Genomic DNA, 19,347 nt, shown 5'->3' with positions numbered 1-19,347 from the left:
AACGAGGGGTCATTGGGTGTTTTCGCGGATCTGGCCGCTCACATCGATTCGGTCCACCTGCACCGCCGGTGCCTGGACTCCGTTGATGCGCGTGCCGCCCGTCGGCGCGGGGCCGGGAGCGAGTCCGGGCACAGGGCTGTTGGGATCTTGCGGCGGTGCGGGTGCCGTCGTGTCGGTCGGTCCCGCCGCGCCGCCGTTACCGCGCAGATGAAGCTCTTTCAGATCGCGATCGGTGACGGCCATGCCGCCCGTTTTGTTCGGGTTCGGATTTGTAACGCCGCCGCCGGTTTTCATGCCGATCAGGCGAGCCGCGTTGGCCTCTTCTTCGGGCGTCATCAAAGTCGGGGTTGTGTTCACACCATCGGGATTCGGCCCGCCGGCGCCACCGCCGGAACCCGCGAGTTGCAGCGCACGTTGTTGGCGCCGTGCTTCGGCACCGCCCAGGCGACCGCCGGTTTTTTCCGAGAGCGCCATGGGGTTCCGACCGCCGTCGTCGAGCGGATTGATGGTGGTGGAACCGATGGTTTTCGCCGCTTCATCGGGGTTCGTTTCAAAAGTCATGCCATCGCCGCTGAGATCGATGTTGTCCTTGTCGTGGCTGTCGGTGGAGCCGGTGCCGCCGTCACTATCGCCACCGCCTTCGCCGTCTTTTTTATCATCGCTCTTACCCGAGCCGCCGCCGCCCTCGCCACCACCACCACCGCCTCCTCCAGCTCCGCCGCCGCCACCTGCACCACCGCCGCCTCCGCCTTCACCCGTGCCGGAGCCTGAACCCGAGCCCGCGCCGGCACCACCGCCATTGCCACCACCGTTACCACCGGAACCGGCACCACTGCCGGAGCTGCCGGGGGCGCCACCCGGCTTGGCGGCATCATTGCCGACGCCATGTCCATCGCCGCGTAATTTGCCCCCAGACGAAGCGACTTGGGACGCCTTCGGGTTTCGCCCAAATGTCGATTCAAGCCCTGCGCTCACTCCACCACCATCACCGCCGGTAACCGTAAAATTACCCGCCTGCGCCACATTGCCCGCGACGGAGCGCGCTTGGGAAGCGTTGGCCGCACCCGCTTGCGCCCTCGAATTGACCGCACCCGCCCGCACCACGGATTTATCCAAATTCGCCTGGCGCTTCAGTCGCTCCACTTCGACTTTCTGATCCGCAGCAATGCGATCGAGACGCGCGCCAAAACCCTCGCCAACCTTCGCGGGCGAGAACCCCTGGCGATCCAGCACTTTCTGACCGGCACCCTCAAAAATGGCGCGGGTTTCTTCACGCGTAGTGACCCCTTTCGCCGCACCTTCTTTAACCGCTTCGATCACTTCCGGATCGTCCTGCGAAGCGCCGATGGTTTCCAAACCCGAGCGGAGATCGGCGAGGTTTTGAAACACCTCGCGAAACTTGCCGCGTTTGTCGACGGGCACCAAAGCCGCCACGTCTTTTCCGAACACTTCCTCGGTCGCGGCCTCGCCCACTTTCTCGTTGGCGGTGGCAGTCGGATCGGCGCTGCGACTGACTTCGTCGATAATCTTCCGGCGAGTCGCCTCGGGAACCGAGACGAGTTGCAGATCGGAGGAGGTGTTGGCGAGTTCTTCCACGCGGACACGGGTAGCCGGGGCTTTGTCCGGATCGACAAAATCATCGGCCAGTTTTTTCGCGACTTCCGGTGCGACCTCCAGATCGGCCAGGCCATCGCGCACGATGTCCTTCGTTAAGCGGATTTCGTCAGCCGCCGTCGGAGCGGGAGCGGCCGCTGCAACCTCGGGGACACGCACGGAGCGCGCGGCCTCTTCGCGAGCTTTACGATCAGCGATCGGATTACGCGGCTCTCCCGTCACGGTTAAATCGGGCGTCTTTTTGTCATCGCCGCCCTTCGTCTCGGGCGCGGGCTGATTAAGCAGGCGAATGCGCGTCACATCCGTCGCAGCGGTCGGAACCGTCGCGGTGGAAGAAATTTTCGCGGCGTTCTGCGAGGCTTTGCGCGCGGCGTCCGCCTGGGCGGTCGCCGTGTTGATGGTGGTTAATTTTTCAACCGCAGCCTGGCGCACGGCCGCCTTTTCGGTCGCTGCCGTTGACGCAGCTTTATCGGATGCTTTGCGGGCAGCCTCCGCTTTGGCCGCGGCTTTTTGAGCGGCGTCTGCCTGAGCGGAGCTTTTTTGCGCAGCCGCTGCTTTATCAGCCGACTTCTGAGCGGCCGCCGCCTTGTCCGCAACGACACTGGCGGCTTCCGCTTTGTCGGCGGATTTTTGCGCTTTGGCACTCAGCTTTTGGGCTGCCTCGGCCTTCTCGGCCGCGGCACTCGCAGCGGCGGCTTTATCCGATGACTTTTTGACTGCGTCCGCTTTGGCGGCTGCAGCGGACGCCTTTTCGGCCGAAGCGCTGGCAGCGGCTGCTTTTTCAGAAGCCTTCTTCGCCGCCTCGGCTTTTTCAGACGCTTTTTGCGCGGCCTCGGCATTCTTCACGGCAGCATCAGACGGAGGTTGCTTGGGGATGTTGGGCACCTGCGCAAAGGCGGCATCGAGTGGCCAAGTGAGCGCTCCCACCGTGCACAGAATGGAAAAAAAGCGGCGTCGGGTTTTCATTTTTTATCGCTGGAATCGTCTGAGGAGGAAGACGTCGAAGTTTGCGTGGAGTCTGACGCCGCCGGCTCGGTCGAACTCGACGAAGAGCCCGGAGCGCGCAGCTGTTGGTCGGGACCGGGGCCGGTGTTAAAAACATCGCCGGGGTTTTGTTCGATGCCGCCCGTGGTGATCACCGTATCACCACCGGGATTAATCGCGCCCGCACCGTTTGAACCCGTGAACACGTTGCCCGCGCGACCGCCTTGATCATTCAGATTTCCGCCGCCCACGGGCTGGCCGAGCCGGCCGACGCCCTGGCCTTCGATCACCTGCAAGGTCGCGGCGCGCGACGCCTCAGAGGTCGTATTGGTTTCGCCGTTGCGATCGGGATTGGTGACGCCCTCTCCCTTGCCGAGCTTGGATTGGCGGAGCTGCGCCGTGGCCGTCGAGGTGTTGACGATATCGTATTTGAGCGGCGTGACGGGCTCGGCCGGACGACCGGCCGAGGGCGTGGACGCTGGCGTGGACGGAGGCTCGATGACTCCCACCTTCTTACCATCCACATAAACGTTTTTCGTGCCGTCCGCATCGGTTACCACGACATTGCGACCATCGGAAGACGACGTGGTGGCCGGGCCCTTGGGCGGAGCCGGTTCAACGCCGGCGGCGGGACCGGCGGGCGCGGGCGTTCCCTTTCCATCGATTTCGTTGATGGCTTGGTTGAGCGCGGCGCCATTGTTGGTGGTCTGGCCGCTCAATGACGACTGGCCGGTGAAGACACCCGCGAGTTTTTGCCAAAAACTCTTGGAGCTCCCCGGAGGTGCCTTGGTGACGGCCTCGACATCTCCGGATTGATTCACCGTCGCTCCCGATGAGGAGCCGAGCGCGCCATCGCTGATCGCACCGCGTCCCTGCTCGGCGATGCTGGTCACTCCGTCATCCTTGCGGGCGGAGTCCGCCACACCGCCGCGCAATCCGCCGCCGGTGAGACTGCCCATGGGGTTGGACGCGTCTTTGACATCGTTGACCTGATCTTGGGTGAACGTGGGCTTGTCGCCAAAACCTTGGTCAAACGCGGGACGTCGCGTGCGGTCGTCTTGCAGTGCGCCGGTCGCGGCATTTGCGGCGGCCTGCTCGTTGCTCGTGGTGTCGTTAAACCGATCCGCGAGCGTGGCGTTCCGGTCTTTCGAACCAGCCACCACCGCACTGAGGCTGTCGGATTTCTTGGCAGCGGCGTCGCGATCAATCCCGGGGATATCCGCCTTGGGCCCTTTGCCCGGTTCGCGCGGCGCGTTGTCGGCGCGGGCGTTGATGATGTCCTGATTGATCAATTTTACCGCCGGCACCTCGACCTTGGCGGCGACTGGAATCTTCGGAGTAACCACCACGCGCTCCACGGCAGGCGGCGGCGTCACCGGCACCTTCACGTCTTTGACTTTCACTTCCTTGGGCGGAGCCTGGATGGTGCGCTGAGCGGCTTCAGCAGCGGCCGCCGCTCTCTGCGCAGCCGCGGCCTTCGCAGCCGCTTTCGACGCTTCATCCGCTTTGTCGGCGGCTTTCTTGGCCACCTCGGCTTTGTCAGAGGCGGCGCTCGCGGCGGCGGCTTTATCGGCAGCCTTCTTGGCGGCTTCCGCTTTCTCGGCGGATTTTTGAGCGGCCTCGGCCTTCTTCACGGCAGCATCCGACGGAGGTTGCTTGGGAATATTCGGTGCCTGCGCGAAGGCCACGCCAGCCATGGCCACTGCTCCCAGTGCGAACAAAAACGAAAAGGCTCTGCGGGTAGGTTTCATAGAGAAAATTTTGCGGTTACAGAGAACGCCGCCGGGCGGGGAGGGACGAGAAAGCCGGCATCATAGCGATTGTTACCGGCACCGCATATCGTCGGATCCGACGATATTGCTTTGAGTTTGCGTCGATCACGGCGTGCTCCGTGCTGAAAGCCACCACCCTCGCCGCATGCCGTATTCAGAAAACACCCACACCGCCCTCATCGCTTTGCAACGCGCCCTCACGCCCGAGGAGTTGTGGCAGGCAGCCAATCAACTGCTGCGGTCGGCAATGCCTGTCTATCACGTGCTCATCGGGTTACCTTGCCTCGGCACCATGCCGGTTTTCCTGCGCACCACCCTGCCGGTGCCTGATCCCGACACTTACTTTGTGCGGCTGAATGCCGTCGCACCCCTCGCCGACCACCTCGCCCGCAACCCCGGCGTCACCACTCTGCGCATGAGCGACGGCCTGCCGCTTGCAGCGCTACCCGGCCTCCCTTTTTACGAAGAATTCATGAAGCCCGAAGGATGGTTGTATTCGGCAGGCATGATCTTCTGGTCGTCGTCAGGCGAGTTCATCGGCCAGCTGTCACTCATCCGCACCGAAGCGCAGGGCGATATTACCGATGAGGAGATGGGCGTGCTACGTCTGCTTCATCCCTTGGCTAACGCCGCGGTCGAGCGTTTGCTCGCCTCCGAAAAACGTGCCGCCGCGCACACGTCGCTCGAACACACCGTGCATTCCCTGCCCATTCCCATGCTCGGGGTGGATTGGGATCTCGCTATTAACTACTCCAATGTCGCGGCCCGCGAAACCATATCCGCATGGCGTCACGGTTTGCAGTCATCCCGTGTGTTCAAGACGGATGTTTCCAAGAAACTCCCCGCCGATTTGCTGGCCGCGTGCAATGAACTCAAGACCGCCTGGCAGGGCGCCGTGCAGACCCACACGCTCGCCAGTCTGCAACACATCCGGCTTCTGAATCATGACACGGAAACCGGTTTTCAGGCCACCGTGCAATTGATCGAGCCCGTGCCAGGCCGTTCTCTGCAGCCGTCCTTTGTCATCCAATTTTCACCGCCTCCCTCCGATACGCCCGAGGCCGGTCGTGTGCTCGAAAAACTCTCCAAGCTCACCACCAGCGAGCGTGAAGTCGCCCGCCTCGCCGCCGCCGGTGACAACAACGCCGAGATCGTGCGCAAGCTCAGCGTGAGCGAAAGCACCGTGCGCACTCATCTGCGCAACATTTTCCGCAAGCTCGGCATTACCAGCCGCGGCAAACTCGCCCCGCTCTACCGCTCACTCGAAGCCTCGTAATGCGTGGCGCGGCTGCGCGCGGTGCGTGGCACGTGTCGCTACACGGGTCGCACGACGCGGGACGAAACGCAGAATACACCGCGCCCTCGCCTAACCGCCTTGCGGGATCACCGAGGCGATGCGTTCGCGGAGTTGTTTGCGATTAAAAGGCTTGGCCAGCACGCCCGCCGGATGGATCGCCTCGGGCGGCAGATGTTCGAGTTTTTCCGAGAAGCCACTCATCAGAATCACGGGCACCGAGGGATTGATTCGATGCATCTCCGCGTGCGCCGCGAACCCGTCCATCACCGGCATGGTGAGGTCGAGTAACACACCGGCCAGATGAGCTGAATGCTGGCCAAACACCTCGACCGCCTCGCGGCCATCGCCCGCCGTCAGCGTGGCAAAACCAAAGCTCCGCAGAATATGCGCGGTGACCTCGCTGATGATGTGATCGTCGTCCACCACGAGAATCGTGCCGGTGCCTTTCCACGTATCGGGTAACGCTTCGTAACGGATGATCACCGGTGCCGATTTTTTGGCCAGCGAGGGGAAGGCCACGCGGAAGATCGTCCCTGCGCCGGGTGAACTGCGCACCGCAATCGCACCACGGTGCGACTTCACCACACCGGCTACAGCCGCGAGGCCCAGGCCTTGACCCGTGAATTTCGTGGTAAAAAACGGCTCAAAAATCCGCGCACGCGTCTCGACCGACATACCGCAACCCGTGTCTTCCACTTCGAGCACGACATACGCACCCGCCGCCGCCATGTGTCCCGGAAACTGCCGTCCCAGCTCCGCCTCGCTCAACTCGAAATCACCCGTCCGCACCGTCACGCGGCCTTCGTTGCCCGTGCCGATCGCCTCGGCCGCGTTGAGCACGAGGTTCATCACCACTTGCTGCATCTGCGTGCCCGCCGCGAGAATCGGCGACAAGGGCTTCGCGAGATCGAGACGCACGTCAACTTTCCCACCGATGTTCGGACCGAGCAACCCGCTCGCCTCGTCGACGAGCTGGTTGAGATCAATCTCTGAAAACGACACCGGATTCCGTCCCGCATAAGCCAGCATCTGCTGGCAAAGCGCGGCCGCGCACGTGGCCGCTTGCTCGATCTTCGCGAGATGCATCAAGGCCGGTGCCCCCGGCGGAAGTTCAACCGTAGCGAGATTCGCATGCCCCATCACCGAGGTGAGCAGGTTGTTGAAATCATGCGCGATGCCGCCAGCCATGACGCCGAGGCTTTCGGCTTTCTGCAGCTGGAGCAGTTCGCGGTCGCGTTGGCGGCGTTCAGTTTCCGCCCTCCGCTGATCGGAGAGATCACGCATGACCACGGAAAAGCTGAACGAATCATCCTCTTCGTCACGATGCGCGAGCACGACTTGCGACGTGGGAATCGAACGTCCCGCCGCGTCCACGATCGTCGCCTCGCCATGCCAGCTGCCCGCGGCCAGCGCCGCGGGAAACGCCTCGCCCAGTAAACGCGTCGCCGCCTCGCCCGCGAGGAGATCGCGCAGGTTTTTGCCCGCACCCTCCCGGTCGCACTGGCCACAGACTTTGAGCAACGCCTCGTTCATGTAGATCACGCGGCCTTGCGCATCCGCGGTCACGATGAGATCGGGCGTCGCTTCGATGATGCGGAGCAGGCGCCCCACTTCGGCCTGCACGCGACGGCGGGCGGTGATGTCGACTTGCGTGCCGGAAACTTGCAGCGGCATGCCGGACGCACTCCGCTTCACAATCGAACCGCGCGAATGCAACCAGCACCAATGCCCGTCTTTTTTGCGCAAGCGAAACTCCACCTCAAATAACTCCGAGCGTCCTTCGAGGTGCGTCATCATCGCGTTTTCCACGCGCAGGCGGTCCTCGGCATGAATGAACTCCGGCCAGCGTTCGCGAAACGGAAACAGCTCCGCCGCCTCATATCCGATCATGTCTGCATACCGCTCGTTGATCTCCACCGCACCGGTCACCAGATTCAGATCCCACAGGCCGAGTTGCGCGCCGGAAATAACCCGGTCCATTTTCGCGCCGGCGGCGGCGAGCTTGCGCTCCGCCTCGTTGCGCCGCGTCACCATCGTGCCCAGCCCGAGCCCCACGCTCGATACCGCCAGTTCAAACAAAAGAAACACGTGGGCAAATCCCACCGTCGTCTCCGCCATCCGCATGCTCACCAAGCCCACCATCATGATAAGCAGCGTGGCCAGCGTGGCTCCGGGCAGACCGTGGTGCACGCAGATCCAAATCAGCGGTAGAAAACAAATGTAGAAAGCGTCATGATCGCGCAGGACCGGCAACCCCACCACGATCGCGATCGTGCCCATGAGCACCAACGCACGTGCCACCGCTGCAGTGATCGTCCGCGCATTCATCCGCCGCAGATCGACCGCCGGTTTCTCCCCCGCCAGCCACGGAGCCACGAAGACCATGATCACCGGCACCACCGTAAGAATACCGCTCGTGTCGCCGATCCACCAACTCATCACCGAGGGCCAGAAGTCCGCACCGAACGGAGCCTGCCCCAAGCTGGACTTCACATAATACACCGCCGTGCCGATCACCGCGACGACCAACGGAGCCAAGCCGGCCACGAGCACAAAGCCCAGCGTTTCCCTTGGCGTGCCGGGCAGCAGTTTTCCGCCCAAATGCCGGCGCACCAGCACGCCCGCCGCACCATAACCCAAGGTGATCAGCAGCGGAAAAAACCACACCATCCACCACGCGACCGTCGTCGGAAGCCACGCTGTCACGAAATTTGCCGCAAATACCAGCGGCATATAACGCGGCCCAAGTAACGTCACCAAGGCCAGCGCCAGCCCGCCCGGCACATACCAGAGCGAAATTCCCGGCGACACCTCAAACCACTGCGCCGACAGATGCGCGACCACATGCAACACGACATAAGCCGCCGCTACGCACCACGATTTGTAGCCGCAGGATTTCACGCGCGCGAAACCAAGGCCTGCACAACACACCGCGCGACATTCAACAGATAGAGCGTAACCGAGCCGGCGCCTGTCGGGGTTTCCATATGCAAATTGAAGGACGGTCCCTCTCCCATGGCGAAATAAAATCCACTCCCTCTTCTGGTTTTCACCTCAAACACACTAGGCAGTGGACCTTGCCGAGCGCTTCTGTGCGAAAAGCACGTGACGCCGCGTATACTTTCACTTGTGCGCAACGCCTGGCCGCGCTCACTTGTCCTCTCATGCAACTCACCAAGCACTGGGCCGCACAGCTCGAAGACTACGTGATCGACCTCGGCTGGTCGGCCGATGGCTCCCGCCTCGCCGCCGCCGCATCCTCCGGCCCGCTTTCTCTTTTCGCGACCGCCGACGGCGCGCGCACCGATCTCCCCGGCCATGACGACGGCGCCAACTGCCTCGCCTGGCATCCATCGCAACTCCTCCTCGCCTCCGGCGGACAGGACGCGAAGGTCAAATTCTGGGACGCCTCCACCGCCCAGCACACCGGCTCCGCCGAGGTCGGCGGCTCTTGGATCGAACACCTCGCCTGGCGCCCCGCCTCGTCTGGTCCGTCCTCAGTTCTCGCCGCTGCCGCCGGACGTCACCTCGCGTTTCTCAACGCCGATGGTTCGACGAAGCACACCTTCAAGCCCGCCCCCAAAACCATCAGCGCGATCGCCTGGCAACCCGCCGGCGGTTGTCTCGCCTCCGCCTATTTCGGCGGCGTTTGCCTCTGGGATGCGGATGATTTTTTCGCCCAAAAAGAATTTGCCTACGCCAACGGTATTCACGCGCTCGTGTGGTCGCCCGACAACCGCTGGCTCGTCTCCGGCAACCAGGACCCGAGCGTCCACCTCTGGCTCCCCGACACCACCGACGAGTTCCATATGAGCGGCTACGAATCCAAAGTGAAGGAGCTCTCCTTCGACCGAGATTCCCACTGGCTCGCCACCGGTGGCGGACAAGACGCCTGTCTCTGGGACTGCACCGGCGGCGGCCCCGAGGGTCGCGAACCCATCATGCTCCCGCACGAAGCCCGCGTCTGCGCCGTCGCCTTTCAGCACAAGCACGGCATCCTCGCCACCGCGTCGCAAGATGGCGTCGTGCAGCTCTGGAGCCCCGAGCGTCCCAAGCCCCTTCGCGCCACCGTGAAGATGCCCGTCCCCGCGACGAAACTGGCTTGGTCGCCCGATGATCAATTCCTCGCCGTCGGCAGCGAAAAGGGCGTCGTCTACGTCCTTAAGTGCGAGGCCTGATGTCCGCGCATTCGCCAGTCAACGTGGTCCACGACGAAGCGAATACGCGCTTCGCCGCCGAGATCGACGGACACCTCGCCCACGCCGACTACACGCTCGACGGCACGCGCATGATCTTCACGCACACCTTCGTCCCGCCCGAGTTGCGCGGACGCGGAGTTGCCGAACAACTTGTGCGCCCTGCCCTCGCCTACGCTCGCGCGCATCACTTCCGCGTCGTCCCCGCCTGCTCCTACGTCGCCACGTTTATCCAGCGCCACACTGAGTTTGCCGACTTATTGGCCTGACTGTGAACGCGGTCGTGCACCGCTTAGAAGTCGAAGCCGATCAAAAACCGCAGCAGTGAGTAATCCTGCGAACGCACATCAGGATCGTTGTAACGCACCTCGTGGCGCAGACCGAGACTGAGCGTGTCGGTAAGTTTTTTGGTAATCTCAAATTGGTTCTCGAAACCATCATTTCCGGTTTTGATCGCGTAGTAATAAACCGCGCGCTCCGTGACGATGATCCGCCAGGGCAACTTGAGATCCGCCTCCGCAAACAACGATTCAACCTGCGCACTGGTATGGCCGCCCGCCGAGGTATCCCACGCGTCGAAAAAATTTTCCGCCACACCCACGCGCACCTTCCAGTTCTCCGTATCCACCGCTCTCACGCCCAGACCGACTTCCTGCTGTAGCAGGATATAATCACGATTTACCCCGTCGTCCTTGTAGGCGCGATTCCATTCATAGGCCGGACGATACACGGTGAACAAACGCTTGGGCAGCGTGCGGCGCCACAGCCCGTTACCCTTGATGATATCCGTCGTTACGATGTCATTGGTCTTGCTGTAATCGTAGCGGATCGAGCCGGAGACTTCGTCCTTCGTCCATTTACGTTTAAGCCGGGCTTCGGTCATGAAGTCCGCGCGGTCGCTGGTATCGCTGATCACCTGCGACGACAGCGCGAACCGGCCGTGCCACGGACCAAAAAAATTGCGGAATAAATTCGTGAGTTCATCCGGCGAACTGCTCGCCAGCGGCGGCACCGGCGCAACCGCGTCCTTGGCCGGCGCAGGCGTCGCCGCTACGACCACAGTCGTCCCCGCATTCTCGATCCGGGCATCCGCGGTCGACACGCGTAATTCGCCAAAACGAACTGACTTAAAAATCAGAAACTCATCTTCGCGACGGATCAGTCGTCCCTGCACGCGATCCCCATCGCGATAGACCAGCACATCGGGCACCGGCAGCACCTCCGCGTCGCCTTGCGCACGCGCGGAAACACCAATCGCCAGCATCATGCTCGCGACCCTCGTCAGCTTTTTAAAAACAACCGGCACGCGGACTTTGACGCGACCGACCGCGCATTGTTTCAGATTTTTTCTGCGGACAAAAAACACTGCCGCCATTCACGCCCCATCGAGGCATGCGTCAAGCGCCGCGCGCATTTTGATTTCATCCAGATTCACACCGATAAACACCAGTTCCTGCCGCCGGTCGCCGTGCGGTTCGGCCCACAAAGCGCGAATCGCCTCGGGCCGGTCTTCGAGCCGCGCCTTGCCGTTTTCGATCATCGCTGCCCACCAATAATTAAGCGTGTCGTAGCGCACCGCGCCGCCCGCCACCGAGAGGAACGCCATCTCGTCCGGCTGCTCACGGGTCCAAAAAAATCCCTTCGCTCGCAACATCCCCGGCAGCCCGCTCTCGATCAGTTGATAAAACTTCGCGCGCACCAAGGGTCGGCGCGCCTGATACACGAACGAGGTGATTCCGTATTTCGTTTCATGCGCGGGCTGCTTCGGCGCAACCGGGCGCATGACCAGACCGCCCGTCGCCGGCGCCACCGCATTTAATGCCCGCACCCAGCGCGCCGCACCTGGAGTTTCCAGTGCGTCAAAGCGCACACGACCCAGCAAAAATTCACTCGCGACCTGCCCTTGTTCCGTCCGCAGCAGTTCCGCGCGGGCATTCAACCCGCGAAGAATCGTCTCCACTTGCACGGCCTGTTGCTCGCTCACGAGATCGCATTTATTCAGCAGGATCACGTCGGCGCATTCCACCTGTTCCAGCATCAACTCGAATACCGGACGCGTGCCGCCGGCCAACGTCTCACGCGCCACCGCACGCGTTTGGTAGCGCGCCCACTCACGAAGAAACATCGCCGCGTCGATCACGCTCACCAACGCGGAGAGCGTGGCGAATTCGCCCAGCGTCCGGCCAAACGGATTCTTGCGCGTGAACAGATTAGCGATCCCGCGCGGCTCAGCCACGCCGGTCGTTTCCACGAGAATGTGCTCGTAGTTCCCCGATGCGGCGAGCTCCGCCACGGTCTCGGCCAGTTCATCTTTTGACGAGCAACACACGCAGCCGTTGCCGAGCTCGACCACGTCACGGGTCGCGGCGGTCTCCGCGCCCGCGCGCACCACCGCCGCATCGATATTGATCGCGGCCACGTCGTTCACCACCGCGGCCCAACGCCGGCCTTCGGCCTGTCGCAACAGGTGGTTGAGCAGCGTGGTTTTCCCCGCGCCAAGAAACCCGCACAACACCGTGACCGGCGGTTGGGTGTTCACTCCCATAGGACGGACCGGTCGATATCCGCCGGTGTCGCGCAACCGGTGAGTGCCATCGCCACTTCCAACTCGGCGCGCAGAATACGCACCACATGGGCGACGCCCGGCGCACCCGCCGCCGCGAGACCGTAAATATACGGACGCCCCACGAGCACCGCGGTCGCGCCCAAGGCCATCGCTTTTAATACATCGGTGCCACGTCGCACACCGCTATCCAACAACACCGGCAACCGTCCACCGACCGCATCGACAATGAGCGGCAACACCTCGATGGTCGCGGGTAACGTGTCCAGCGTGCGACCGCCGTGATTAGACACCACGATACCATCAACACCCGCCTCGATCGCACGCGCGACATCGCCGGCATCCATGATGCCTTTTAGAATGATCGGCAACCGGGTGAGCGAGCGCAGCCAGGCGAGATCACTCCACGTCGGCGCGAGAGCCATGAGTCCGCCACACAGTCCCGCAGCGGGCATTTCCGCCGGGCGGCAGCCGCGCAGGTTCACCATCTCGACTCCGGGCGGCTGACGGAATTGCGCACGTTGTTCACGGTTGCGCATGCCGTTCACCGGAGCATCCACCGTGACGACGAGTGCCTCATAACCGGCCGCTTCGGCCCGCCGCACCAAGGCCTCGGTAAACGCGCGATCCGGTTGGATATAAAGTTGAAACCACAACGGCGCGCCCTCGGCGCCGCGCGCCACGTCCTCCAACGCCACGCCTGCCTGTGTGCTTACGATCATCGTCGCCTGGGTCGCCGCCGCGCCGAGCACCGTGGCACGTTCGCCGTCCGGATGCACCAGCGTGTGCAGCGCCACTGGGGCAAGCAGGATCGGGTGCTCGCAGGTGCGCCCGAACAGGGAGAGGCGCGTGTGTCCGCCACCGGTGAATCCGCCCAGCACGCGACTCCGCAAACGGATGCGATCAAACGCCTCGCGGTTCCATCGCAACGTGAGTTCATCGGCGCCGCCACCGGAGATATACGCCCAGGCTTCGGGTGTCATCCGCTCACGTGCGAGCGCTTCGTAATCAGCCACCGCCACGACATCGGCAGGAATGGTTGTCAGCAGCGGTTGCATAAAAACGAGTCGTGTCCGCGTCGATCAGACGACGGCCTTGCGTTCCTTCACACGCGCTTCGACTTCGCTGAGTGACTGCAAAACATCCAGCACGCGTTCCATGCCGCCGTGGCTCGGGTCGTTAAAATTGCGCTGCACGAGTGCCTGACGCGCCGCTTGCACCGATGCCTCCGCGATCTGCGTGCGAACCGGATCGTCGCCGAGATGCTCCAGCAAAAACTCACCAAGAAACTGCGGTTGCTGCGTGCGATAAAGCCACGCGCCAAACTCATAGAGCCGTGCACCCGCCGCCATCATGCCCACGGTGGTTTCACTTCGCGCCATCAACTGCGCGAGTCCGTCCTCGACCAGATCGCCCGCTTCTTCGAGACGCGCCGCTCGATCCGGGTCCTGCGTCTGAACACGTCCGGCCGCCAGCAGCCCGCCGAGCACCACACACACCGCGTGACGTGCGCGCAAGGCCAGCTCCGCCGCTTGCAGGTCCGCCGCATCCACGCTGTCGGCCAGCACGATGGCTTCGCGTCCCGCCGCCAGCGCCTCGATCGTATGACCGCCTTCACCACTGGCCTGACCGTAATTAAACAAACGCGCCGCGAGTTCAAACGCACCGGGCGATCCCGTCTGCGCGGCGATGGGGCGGAATAATTCCACGGCCTGTCGGTGTGCGACCTCCGCAGCTTCGGTGTTTTTACGCCGTGTGTGCAACATGCCGAGATTAGCCCACGTCGAGGCGAGGTTGCGTTGTGCGGCGACCTGCGTGGACGCCAGCGGTTGCAACACTTCGACCGCACGTTCCAGAGAACGCACCGCCTCAGCCAGACGCGTCTCGATCGATTCCGGCGAGTCCTTCACGTGATCGAGGTGCATCAAACCCACCCCGCGGTTCATGAACGCCGCACCGAGTGCGTTGCGTGCGTTGTCGGGTGCGCGCTCCAACAACTCGATCGCCTTTTCATAACAACGCACGGCCTCCGCCAGCGCCTCGTGCGAGCCCAGCCGGAACAACCCGCTCCCGCGATTCATCCACGCAATGGACAGCGACTCCTCGGCATTGCCCGCCAGAACGAGCCGCGCGATGGCTTGATCGAGACTTTGCAGGCCCTTCACCACTAAATCGGGGTTGTCCGCCGCCACTAAAAAACGCCCGCGCCACAACCACGCCAATGCGCGCTCAGTCGCCAATACATCAGTGGGATCCGGTGCTCCTGACTCCGGGACGGTTTTCTCTGGAGGCATGGCTTTCAGCACCTGTTCACACGCTTGCAACGCCGCGGTGATCTGGGCCGCGTCCTGAGACATCCACGCAGCAGACGACGCATGGATCATCGCACGCGCTTCGGCTTGCACCTGCTCAATACTTAGGGGCTGCGAATCATCCATAATTTAGGGAATTTCTTTGATCGTCTCATCTAGCTCCGGCAAGACCGAATCCCCGTCATAACATCTAACCAATTAACATTTAATTTGATACGAATCATTCACCATTTACCCACGATCACTCAGCTTAATGAAATTGAGACCTAGTATTAAATAGTGCTTGCCAGCATGAGATGGAGTCTCATTAACAGCGCCCATCCGATGAATCCCTCATCTTTTTCCTCTTCCCGCGATCTCCCTTCCACTGCCGCCAGCGATTGCCCCATGGGCTTTGGCTCATTCGCCAAGACTCTGGCGTTTATGTCCCCGCTGATGATGATCGGTTCACTCGGCGCCCAAGAGGCCGCTCCGGCCCCCGCTAACACGGACGCGCAAAAGAACACCAAGCCTTCTGACGTGGTCGAACTCCCCGCCGTCACGGTCGAGGCCACCGCAGCCCCCAAACTGTCTTCACCGAAGTTCACGCAACCCCTCCTGGACACCCCCCAGACGGTCGTCGTCGTGCCCAAGGAAATCTTCAACCAGCAGGGCGCCACCACCCTCAGCGACGTCTTGCGCAACACGCCCGGCATCACCTTCACCGCCGGCGAAAACGGCAACGTTGCCTCCGGTGATACCTTCACCATGCGCGGCTTCGACTCCTCCGGCAGCATTTTCGTCGATGGCACGCGCGACACCGGCGCCTTCAGCCGCGATGTCTTCAACATCGAACAGGTTGAAATCGCCAAGGGTCCCGCCGGTGCCGACAACGGCCGCGGCGGCAGCTCGGGTTACGTCAATCTCGCGACCAAATCCCCTTCGCTTCAAAACTTCACCACCGCAGCCCTTAGCTACGGATTGTCCGAGGGTGGCGGTGATCCCCAAAGCCGCGCCGCCATCGACACCAACATCGCGCTCGATAAGAGCCCGGTCCCCGGCACCGCCTTCCGCCTCAATCTCATGGCGCAGGACAGCGGCGTCCCCGGTCGCGATTACGTCGAGAACACCAGCACCGGCGTCGCGCCGTCGTTCGCTTTCGGACTCGGCACACCCACGCGCCTGATCCTCTCCGGTTCTTATGTGAAGCAGGACAACCGCCCCGACTCCGGCCTTCCCGCCGCCTTCCTCCCGGGCAATCCCCTCGGCGCCACGCTTCCTTCCGGCCCAGTTGATCAAAGCAACTTTTACGGCACCAAGGCCGACTATGAAGATGTCACCAGCCTCGGTTTCACCGCCCGCATCGAACACGACTTAACGCCCGACAACCGCATCACCAACCAGACGCGTTACGCCAAGACCGATCGCAAGGCGATGACCACCTACATCGGCCCGAATCCCTACACCGCCCCCAACGTCTTCGCGCGCCGCATCATCAACGAGTCGGAAAACAAAATCTTCTCCAACCAGACGAACTTCACCACGAAGTTTGAGACCGGTTTCCTCACCCACGATGTCTCCACCGGACTCGATGCCACCCGCGAGGACCAATACACGCCGAGCTACCAGAGCGTTCTCGCCTCCGGCACGGCATTCCCGGGTAGCAGCATCCTGGATCCCAACCTCATCACGGACGCCTACAACCCCGATCCCAACCGCCCCATCGTGGTCCCCGGTCGGGTCGCCAACGGCGCTTTCTCCGAAGCCGAAATCGACACCGTCGCGGTTTATCTCTTCGACACGATTCATATCACTGAACGCTTCCTCATCAACGGCAGCATGCGCGCCGAGCGCTATTGGATAACGGGCACCAGCCTCGCCACGCCCAGCACCACCACCCCCGTTCCCGTCCTCAGCCGCGTCAAGACCTCCGACGACCTCTATAGCTGGAAGGTCGGCGCCGCCTACAAGCCCCTTCCCAACGGGACCATTTACGCCGCTTACGGTAATTCGCAGACCCCTCCCGGCACCAACTTCGCGTTCTCCGCCACGGCGGGCAACGCCAACGATCCCGGCGTCGAACCCCAGGAAGCCCAAAATTACGAAATCGGCACCAAGTGGGAATTCTTCCAAGGCCGCCTGTCCACCAACCTCGCTGCATTCCGGTCCCTCAACACCAATGTAGCCACCAACATCGGCACCACCGCCATCCCCGTCATCGTCTATGACGCGGAGCAACAGGTCGACGGCATCGAGCTCGGCATCTCCGGCAAGATTACCAAAGAGTGGCTCGTCTTCGGCGGCTTCTCCTGGCTCGACACCACCAACACCACATCCGCCGGTGCTCCGCCCGCCGCCGGATCAGGTGCCGAACTCCGTTTCACTCCCAAGTATTCCGGCAACCTCTGGACCACCTACGCGCTGCCCTTCCACCTCACCATCGGTGGCGGCGTTCAGTATTCCGAATCGGTCGCACGCAGCACCAGCACCACCGCCGTGCCCACCGCATCCACCATCACGGGCGTCCCGTCCTACTGGTTGGTCAACGCCCTCGTCGCCTACGAGGTGAGCAAAAATCTCACCGTCCGCCTCAACGTTAACAACCTGCTCGACGAGCAATACTACCGCGTCAACAACGGCGGCGCGCGTTACTACCCCGGCGCCACCCGCAATTACGTCCTCAGCGCCGACTTTAAGTTCTAAGCTCCTCGGCCACCACCGTCCCGTTTCCTTGCGAAACGGGACGGCTTTGTCTTTTCAATCCGCATGATCCTCGACATCCCAAACGTCCTCAATCCCGACCAACTCGCTGAAGCCCGCGCGCTTCTCGACGCCGCCGACTGGACCGACGGGAAGGCCACCGCGGGCCATCAGGCTGCCAAGGTGAAGGATAACATGCAGATCCCCGCCGATCATCCCGCCGCCAAACAGGTCGGCCAGATGATCGTCCGCGCCCTCGGGCAAAACCCGTTGTTCATGTCCGCCGCCCTGCCGTTGCACATCCTGCCCCCGATGTTCAACCGCTACACCGGCGGACAAAACTACGGCAACCACGTGGACGGCTCCATCCGCCAGATTCCCGGCACCGCCCAGCGCCTGCGCACCGATCTCTCCGCCACGCTCTTCTTCGCCAACCCCGAAGACTACGACGGCGGCGAACTCATCATCGAAGACACCTATGGCGCGAAATCCGTAAAACTCCCCGCCGGCCACATGGTGCTCTACCCCGGCACCAGCCTGCACCGCGTCACCCCCGTCACGCGCGGGACGCGCCTGTGTTCGTTTTTTTGGATACAAAGCATGATCCGCCACGACTCTCACCGCGGACTGCTCTTCGAGCTGGATCAAGCCACCCAGCGTGTCGGTGCCGAGCAACCCGGAAGCCCCGCCGCCGTGCAGCTCGCCGGCGTCTATCACAACCTCATCCGCGAATGGGCTGAGGTATAATTCACTTTCGTCCGGTTCTTGGTCGTTCTGGACGACGTCAGGTTAGTCGGGTCAGAGTCAAACAAGGTCAAAAGCCGCCGGACTTGGTCGTCCGGCGGCTGATTTATTTTATCAACATCATGCTCCCGCCGGACACCCGCACGCTCTCCGGCGAAGTCGCTTCATCCCAGCACCTCGCCGAAATCCGCCTCCCCGCGGACGGCCTCGTGTTGCCCCATGCCTCGTCCGCCCAGCCCGAACACCTGCTTCTGCTCTGCCTGAAAGGCCCCGTAACGTGCACCCACGCCGATCGCTCCTGGATCTTGGAAACAAACCAGTTCGCCTGGCTCTCCCCGCTCGGCGCCACCGTGCTCCGCTCCGCTTCCAAAAACGCCGCCGAACTGCTCGTATGGCATTTCCAGCCGGCCGCGCTACCCACCGAGATGCATTCCTTGCTGGCCGCCCCGGGAGCGGCGCCCGCCCACGGCCCTGCTCCGCTCACTCCGTCGATGCAGACGCTGATCCTCGCCCTGCGCAGTTGTCCTGTCTCTCCCGTGCTCCGCGCGCTTTGGGGCACCGGAAAACTCATCGAACTGCTCACGCTGATCATTCCGCCTCCGGCCGATTCACCCCACTCCCGCAACACTTCGCGCGTGCTGCACCCGGCACTGCGCGCCGTGCTGGATTTCATGGCGGCGCACCTCTCCGAACCCATCGGGCTGACCGATCTCGCCGAGGCCGCGCACAGCAGCCCCTCGCATCTCAGCCGTCTGTTCACCGCCGAATTCGGCTATGGCCCGACCGTGCATCTGCGCCGCCTGCGTCTCGATCACGCCGCCGGACTTCTCCGCTCCGGACAGGCCAACGTCACTGAAGCCGCCTTTGCCGCCGGCTACCAAAGCCTGGGCCAATTCTCCCGGGCTTTCACCGAACACCACGGCAAATCGCCCAGTGCCCTGCTCCCTCGCAACAACGGGTAAACACTCAGCAAGGACCGGTAAGCATTCCGCCATTCAGGCATGCTAAAGTAGCTCCACGATTTGTTCGGTTTACCAGCAAGTCGCGTTCTTTGGTCAGAGTCGTTAAGGTCAAAATTGGTCGCCGCCGGGTTTGGTCGCCTGGCGGCCTTTTTGTGTCCGCACATCGCGTTCCGGCAAATGGAAAACCGACGGCAAGGATCGGTAAAAGTTAAGCAAGAATCGGT

At 62.6% G+C, this 19,347-nt stretch carries 13 protein-coding genes; 6 read left to right on the top strand and 7 right to left on the bottom strand.

Features of this window, described 5'->3' with window-relative positions; all coding sequences use genetic code 11:
* Positions 1-9: 9 nt before the first annotated feature.
* Together FPL22_RS17720 and FPL22_RS13765 are read right to left on the bottom strand one after the other, a co-directional pair.
* On the bottom strand, positions 10-2,580 hold the full coding sequence (locus FPL22_RS17720; RefSeq protein WP_162525315.1) for a hypothetical protein: 2,571 nt from the start codon (positions 2,578-2,580) through the stop codon (positions 10-12).
* Positions 2,577-4,349 (bottom strand): hypothetical protein, encoded by a 1,773-nt coding sequence (locus FPL22_RS13765; RefSeq protein ID WP_144230985.1) that lies wholly within the window; start codon positions 4,347-4,349, stop codon positions 2,577-2,579. Before FPL22_RS13765 ends, FPL22_RS17720 begins: the two co-directional genes overlap by 4 nt.
* A gap of 166 nt (positions 4,350-4,515) precedes the next feature.
* On the opposite strand from FPL22_RS13765, the gene FPL22_RS13760 reads away from it, so the two are divergent.
* The gene (locus FPL22_RS13760) at positions 4,516-5,646 is read left to right on the top strand and encodes a response regulator transcription factor (protein ID WP_144230984.1); all 1,131 of its coding nucleotides are present in this window, start codon (positions 4,516-4,518) and stop codon (positions 5,644-5,646) included.
* A 90-nt stretch (positions 5,647-5,736) separates the two neighbouring features.
* On the opposite strand, the gene FPL22_RS13755 is transcribed toward FPL22_RS13760, so the two are convergent.
* A complete protein-coding gene (locus FPL22_RS13755; RefSeq protein WP_144230983.1) occupies positions 5,737-8,568 on the bottom strand; it encodes a hybrid sensor histidine kinase/response regulator in 2,832 nt (943 codons plus the stop codon).
* A 263-nt stretch (positions 8,569-8,831) separates the two neighbouring features.
* Between FPL22_RS13755 and FPL22_RS13750 the strand changes: the two genes are divergently transcribed.
* On the top strand, positions 8,832-9,845 hold the full coding sequence (locus FPL22_RS13750; protein ID WP_144230982.1) for a WD40 repeat domain-containing protein: 1,014 nt from the start codon (positions 8,832-8,834) through the stop codon (positions 9,843-9,845).
* Complete coding sequence (locus FPL22_RS13745; protein ID WP_144230981.1) at positions 9,845-10,132, top strand: GNAT family N-acetyltransferase; 288 nt, start codon at positions 9,845-9,847, stop codon at positions 10,130-10,132. The genes FPL22_RS13750 and FPL22_RS13745 overlap by 1 nt, the downstream gene beginning before the upstream one ends.
* Before the next feature lie 23 nt (positions 10,133-10,155).
* On the opposite strand, the gene FPL22_RS13740 is transcribed toward FPL22_RS13745, so the two are convergent.
* Genes FPL22_RS13740 through FPL22_RS13725 form a run of 4 tightly spaced genes read right to left on the bottom strand, consistent with a single transcriptional unit; the run spans position 10,156 to position 14,864 of the window.
* A complete protein-coding gene (locus tag FPL22_RS13740) occupies positions 10,156-11,238 on the bottom strand; it encodes a DUF481 domain-containing protein (protein ID WP_144230980.1) in 1,083 nt (360 codons plus the stop codon).
* On the bottom strand, positions 11,239-12,408 hold the full coding sequence (locus tag FPL22_RS13735) for a GTP-binding protein (RefSeq protein ID WP_144230979.1): 1,170 nt from the start codon (positions 12,406-12,408) through the stop codon (positions 11,239-11,241).
* Positions 12,399-13,484 (bottom strand): alpha-hydroxy acid oxidase, encoded by a 1,086-nt coding sequence (locus tag FPL22_RS13730; RefSeq protein ID WP_144230978.1) that lies wholly within the window; start codon positions 13,482-13,484, stop codon positions 12,399-12,401. The genes FPL22_RS13735 and FPL22_RS13730 overlap by 10 nt, the downstream gene beginning before the upstream one ends.
* Before the next feature lie 24 nt (positions 13,485-13,508).
* A complete protein-coding gene (locus FPL22_RS13725) occupies positions 13,509-14,864 on the bottom strand; it encodes a tetratricopeptide repeat protein (protein WP_144230977.1) in 1,356 nt (451 codons plus the stop codon).
* 198 nt (positions 14,865-15,062) lie between these two features.
* Between FPL22_RS13725 and FPL22_RS13720 the strand changes: the two genes are divergently transcribed.
* From FPL22_RS13720 to FPL22_RS13710, 3 genes are all read left to right on the top strand, one after another.
* Positions 15,063-17,420 carry a TonB-dependent receptor domain-containing protein gene (locus FPL22_RS13720; protein WP_144230976.1) on the top strand — a complete coding sequence of 786 codons (2,358 nt, stop codon included), beginning with the start codon at positions 15,063-15,065 and terminating at the stop codon, positions 17,418-17,420.
* A gap of 63 nt (positions 17,421-17,483) precedes the next feature.
* Entirely contained in the window at positions 17,484-18,164 is a 681-nt protein-coding gene (locus FPL22_RS13715; RefSeq protein WP_144230975.1) for a Fe2+-dependent dioxygenase, read from the top strand.
* 119 nt (positions 18,165-18,283) lie between these two features.
* Complete coding sequence (locus tag FPL22_RS13710; protein ID WP_144230974.1) at positions 18,284-19,123, top strand: helix-turn-helix domain-containing protein; 840 nt, start codon at positions 18,284-18,286, stop codon at positions 19,121-19,123.
* The last annotated feature ends 224 nt before the right edge of the window (positions 19,124-19,347 follow it).

The sequence above is a fragment of the Rariglobus hedericola genome, assembly GCF_007559335.1.
In the GTDB taxonomy this organism is placed as follows: Bacteria; Verrucomicrobiota; Verrucomicrobiia; order Opitutales; family Opitutaceae; genus Rariglobus; species Rariglobus hedericola.
Note: the sequence above shows the minus strand (reverse complement) of the source record. Positions and strands in the feature narration are given on the sequence as shown.

What these genes read in the sequence shown, in the direction of transcription:
- FPL22_RS13735 (WP_144230979.1), bottom strand. Translation starts at nt 12,408, where the DNA reads ATGGGAGTGAACACCCAACCGCCGGTCACGGTGTTGTGCGGGTTTCTT.
- FPL22_RS13730 (WP_144230978.1), bottom strand. Translation starts at nt 13,484, where the DNA reads ATGCAACCGCTGCTGACAACCATTCCTGCCGATGTCGTGGCGGTGGCT.
- FPL22_RS13745 (WP_144230981.1), top strand. Translation starts at nt 9,845, where the DNA reads ATGTCCGCGCATTCGCCAGTCAACGTGGTCCACGACGAAGCGAATACG.
- FPL22_RS13715 (WP_144230975.1), top strand. Translation starts at nt 17,484, where the DNA reads ATGATCCTCGACATCCCAAACGTCCTCAATCCCGACCAACTCGCTGAA.
- FPL22_RS13710 (WP_144230974.1), top strand. Translation starts at nt 18,284, where the DNA reads ATGCTCCCGCCGGACACCCGCACGCTCTCCGGCGAAGTCGCTTCATCC.
- FPL22_RS13740 (WP_144230980.1), bottom strand. Translation starts at nt 11,238, where the DNA reads ATGGCGGCAGTGTTTTTTGTCCGCAGAAAAAATCTGAAACAATGCGCG.
- FPL22_RS13750 (WP_144230982.1), top strand. Translation starts at nt 8,832, where the DNA reads ATGCAACTCACCAAGCACTGGGCCGCACAGCTCGAAGACTACGTGATC.
- FPL22_RS17720 (WP_162525315.1), bottom strand. Translation starts at nt 2,580, where the DNA reads ATGAAAACCCGACGCCGCTTTTTTTCCATTCTGTGCACGGTGGGAGCG.
- FPL22_RS13720 (WP_144230976.1), top strand. Translation starts at nt 15,063, where the DNA reads ATGAATCCCTCATCTTTTTCCTCTTCCCGCGATCTCCCTTCCACTGCC.
- FPL22_RS13725 (WP_144230977.1), bottom strand. Translation starts at nt 14,864, where the DNA reads ATGGATGATTCGCAGCCCCTAAGTATTGAGCAGGTGCAAGCCGAAGCG.
- FPL22_RS13765 (WP_144230985.1), bottom strand. Translation starts at nt 4,349, where the DNA reads ATGAAACCTACCCGCAGAGCCTTTTCGTTTTTGTTCGCACTGGGAGCA.
- FPL22_RS13760 (WP_144230984.1), top strand. Translation starts at nt 4,516, where the DNA reads ATGCCGTATTCAGAAAACACCCACACCGCCCTCATCGCTTTGCAACGC.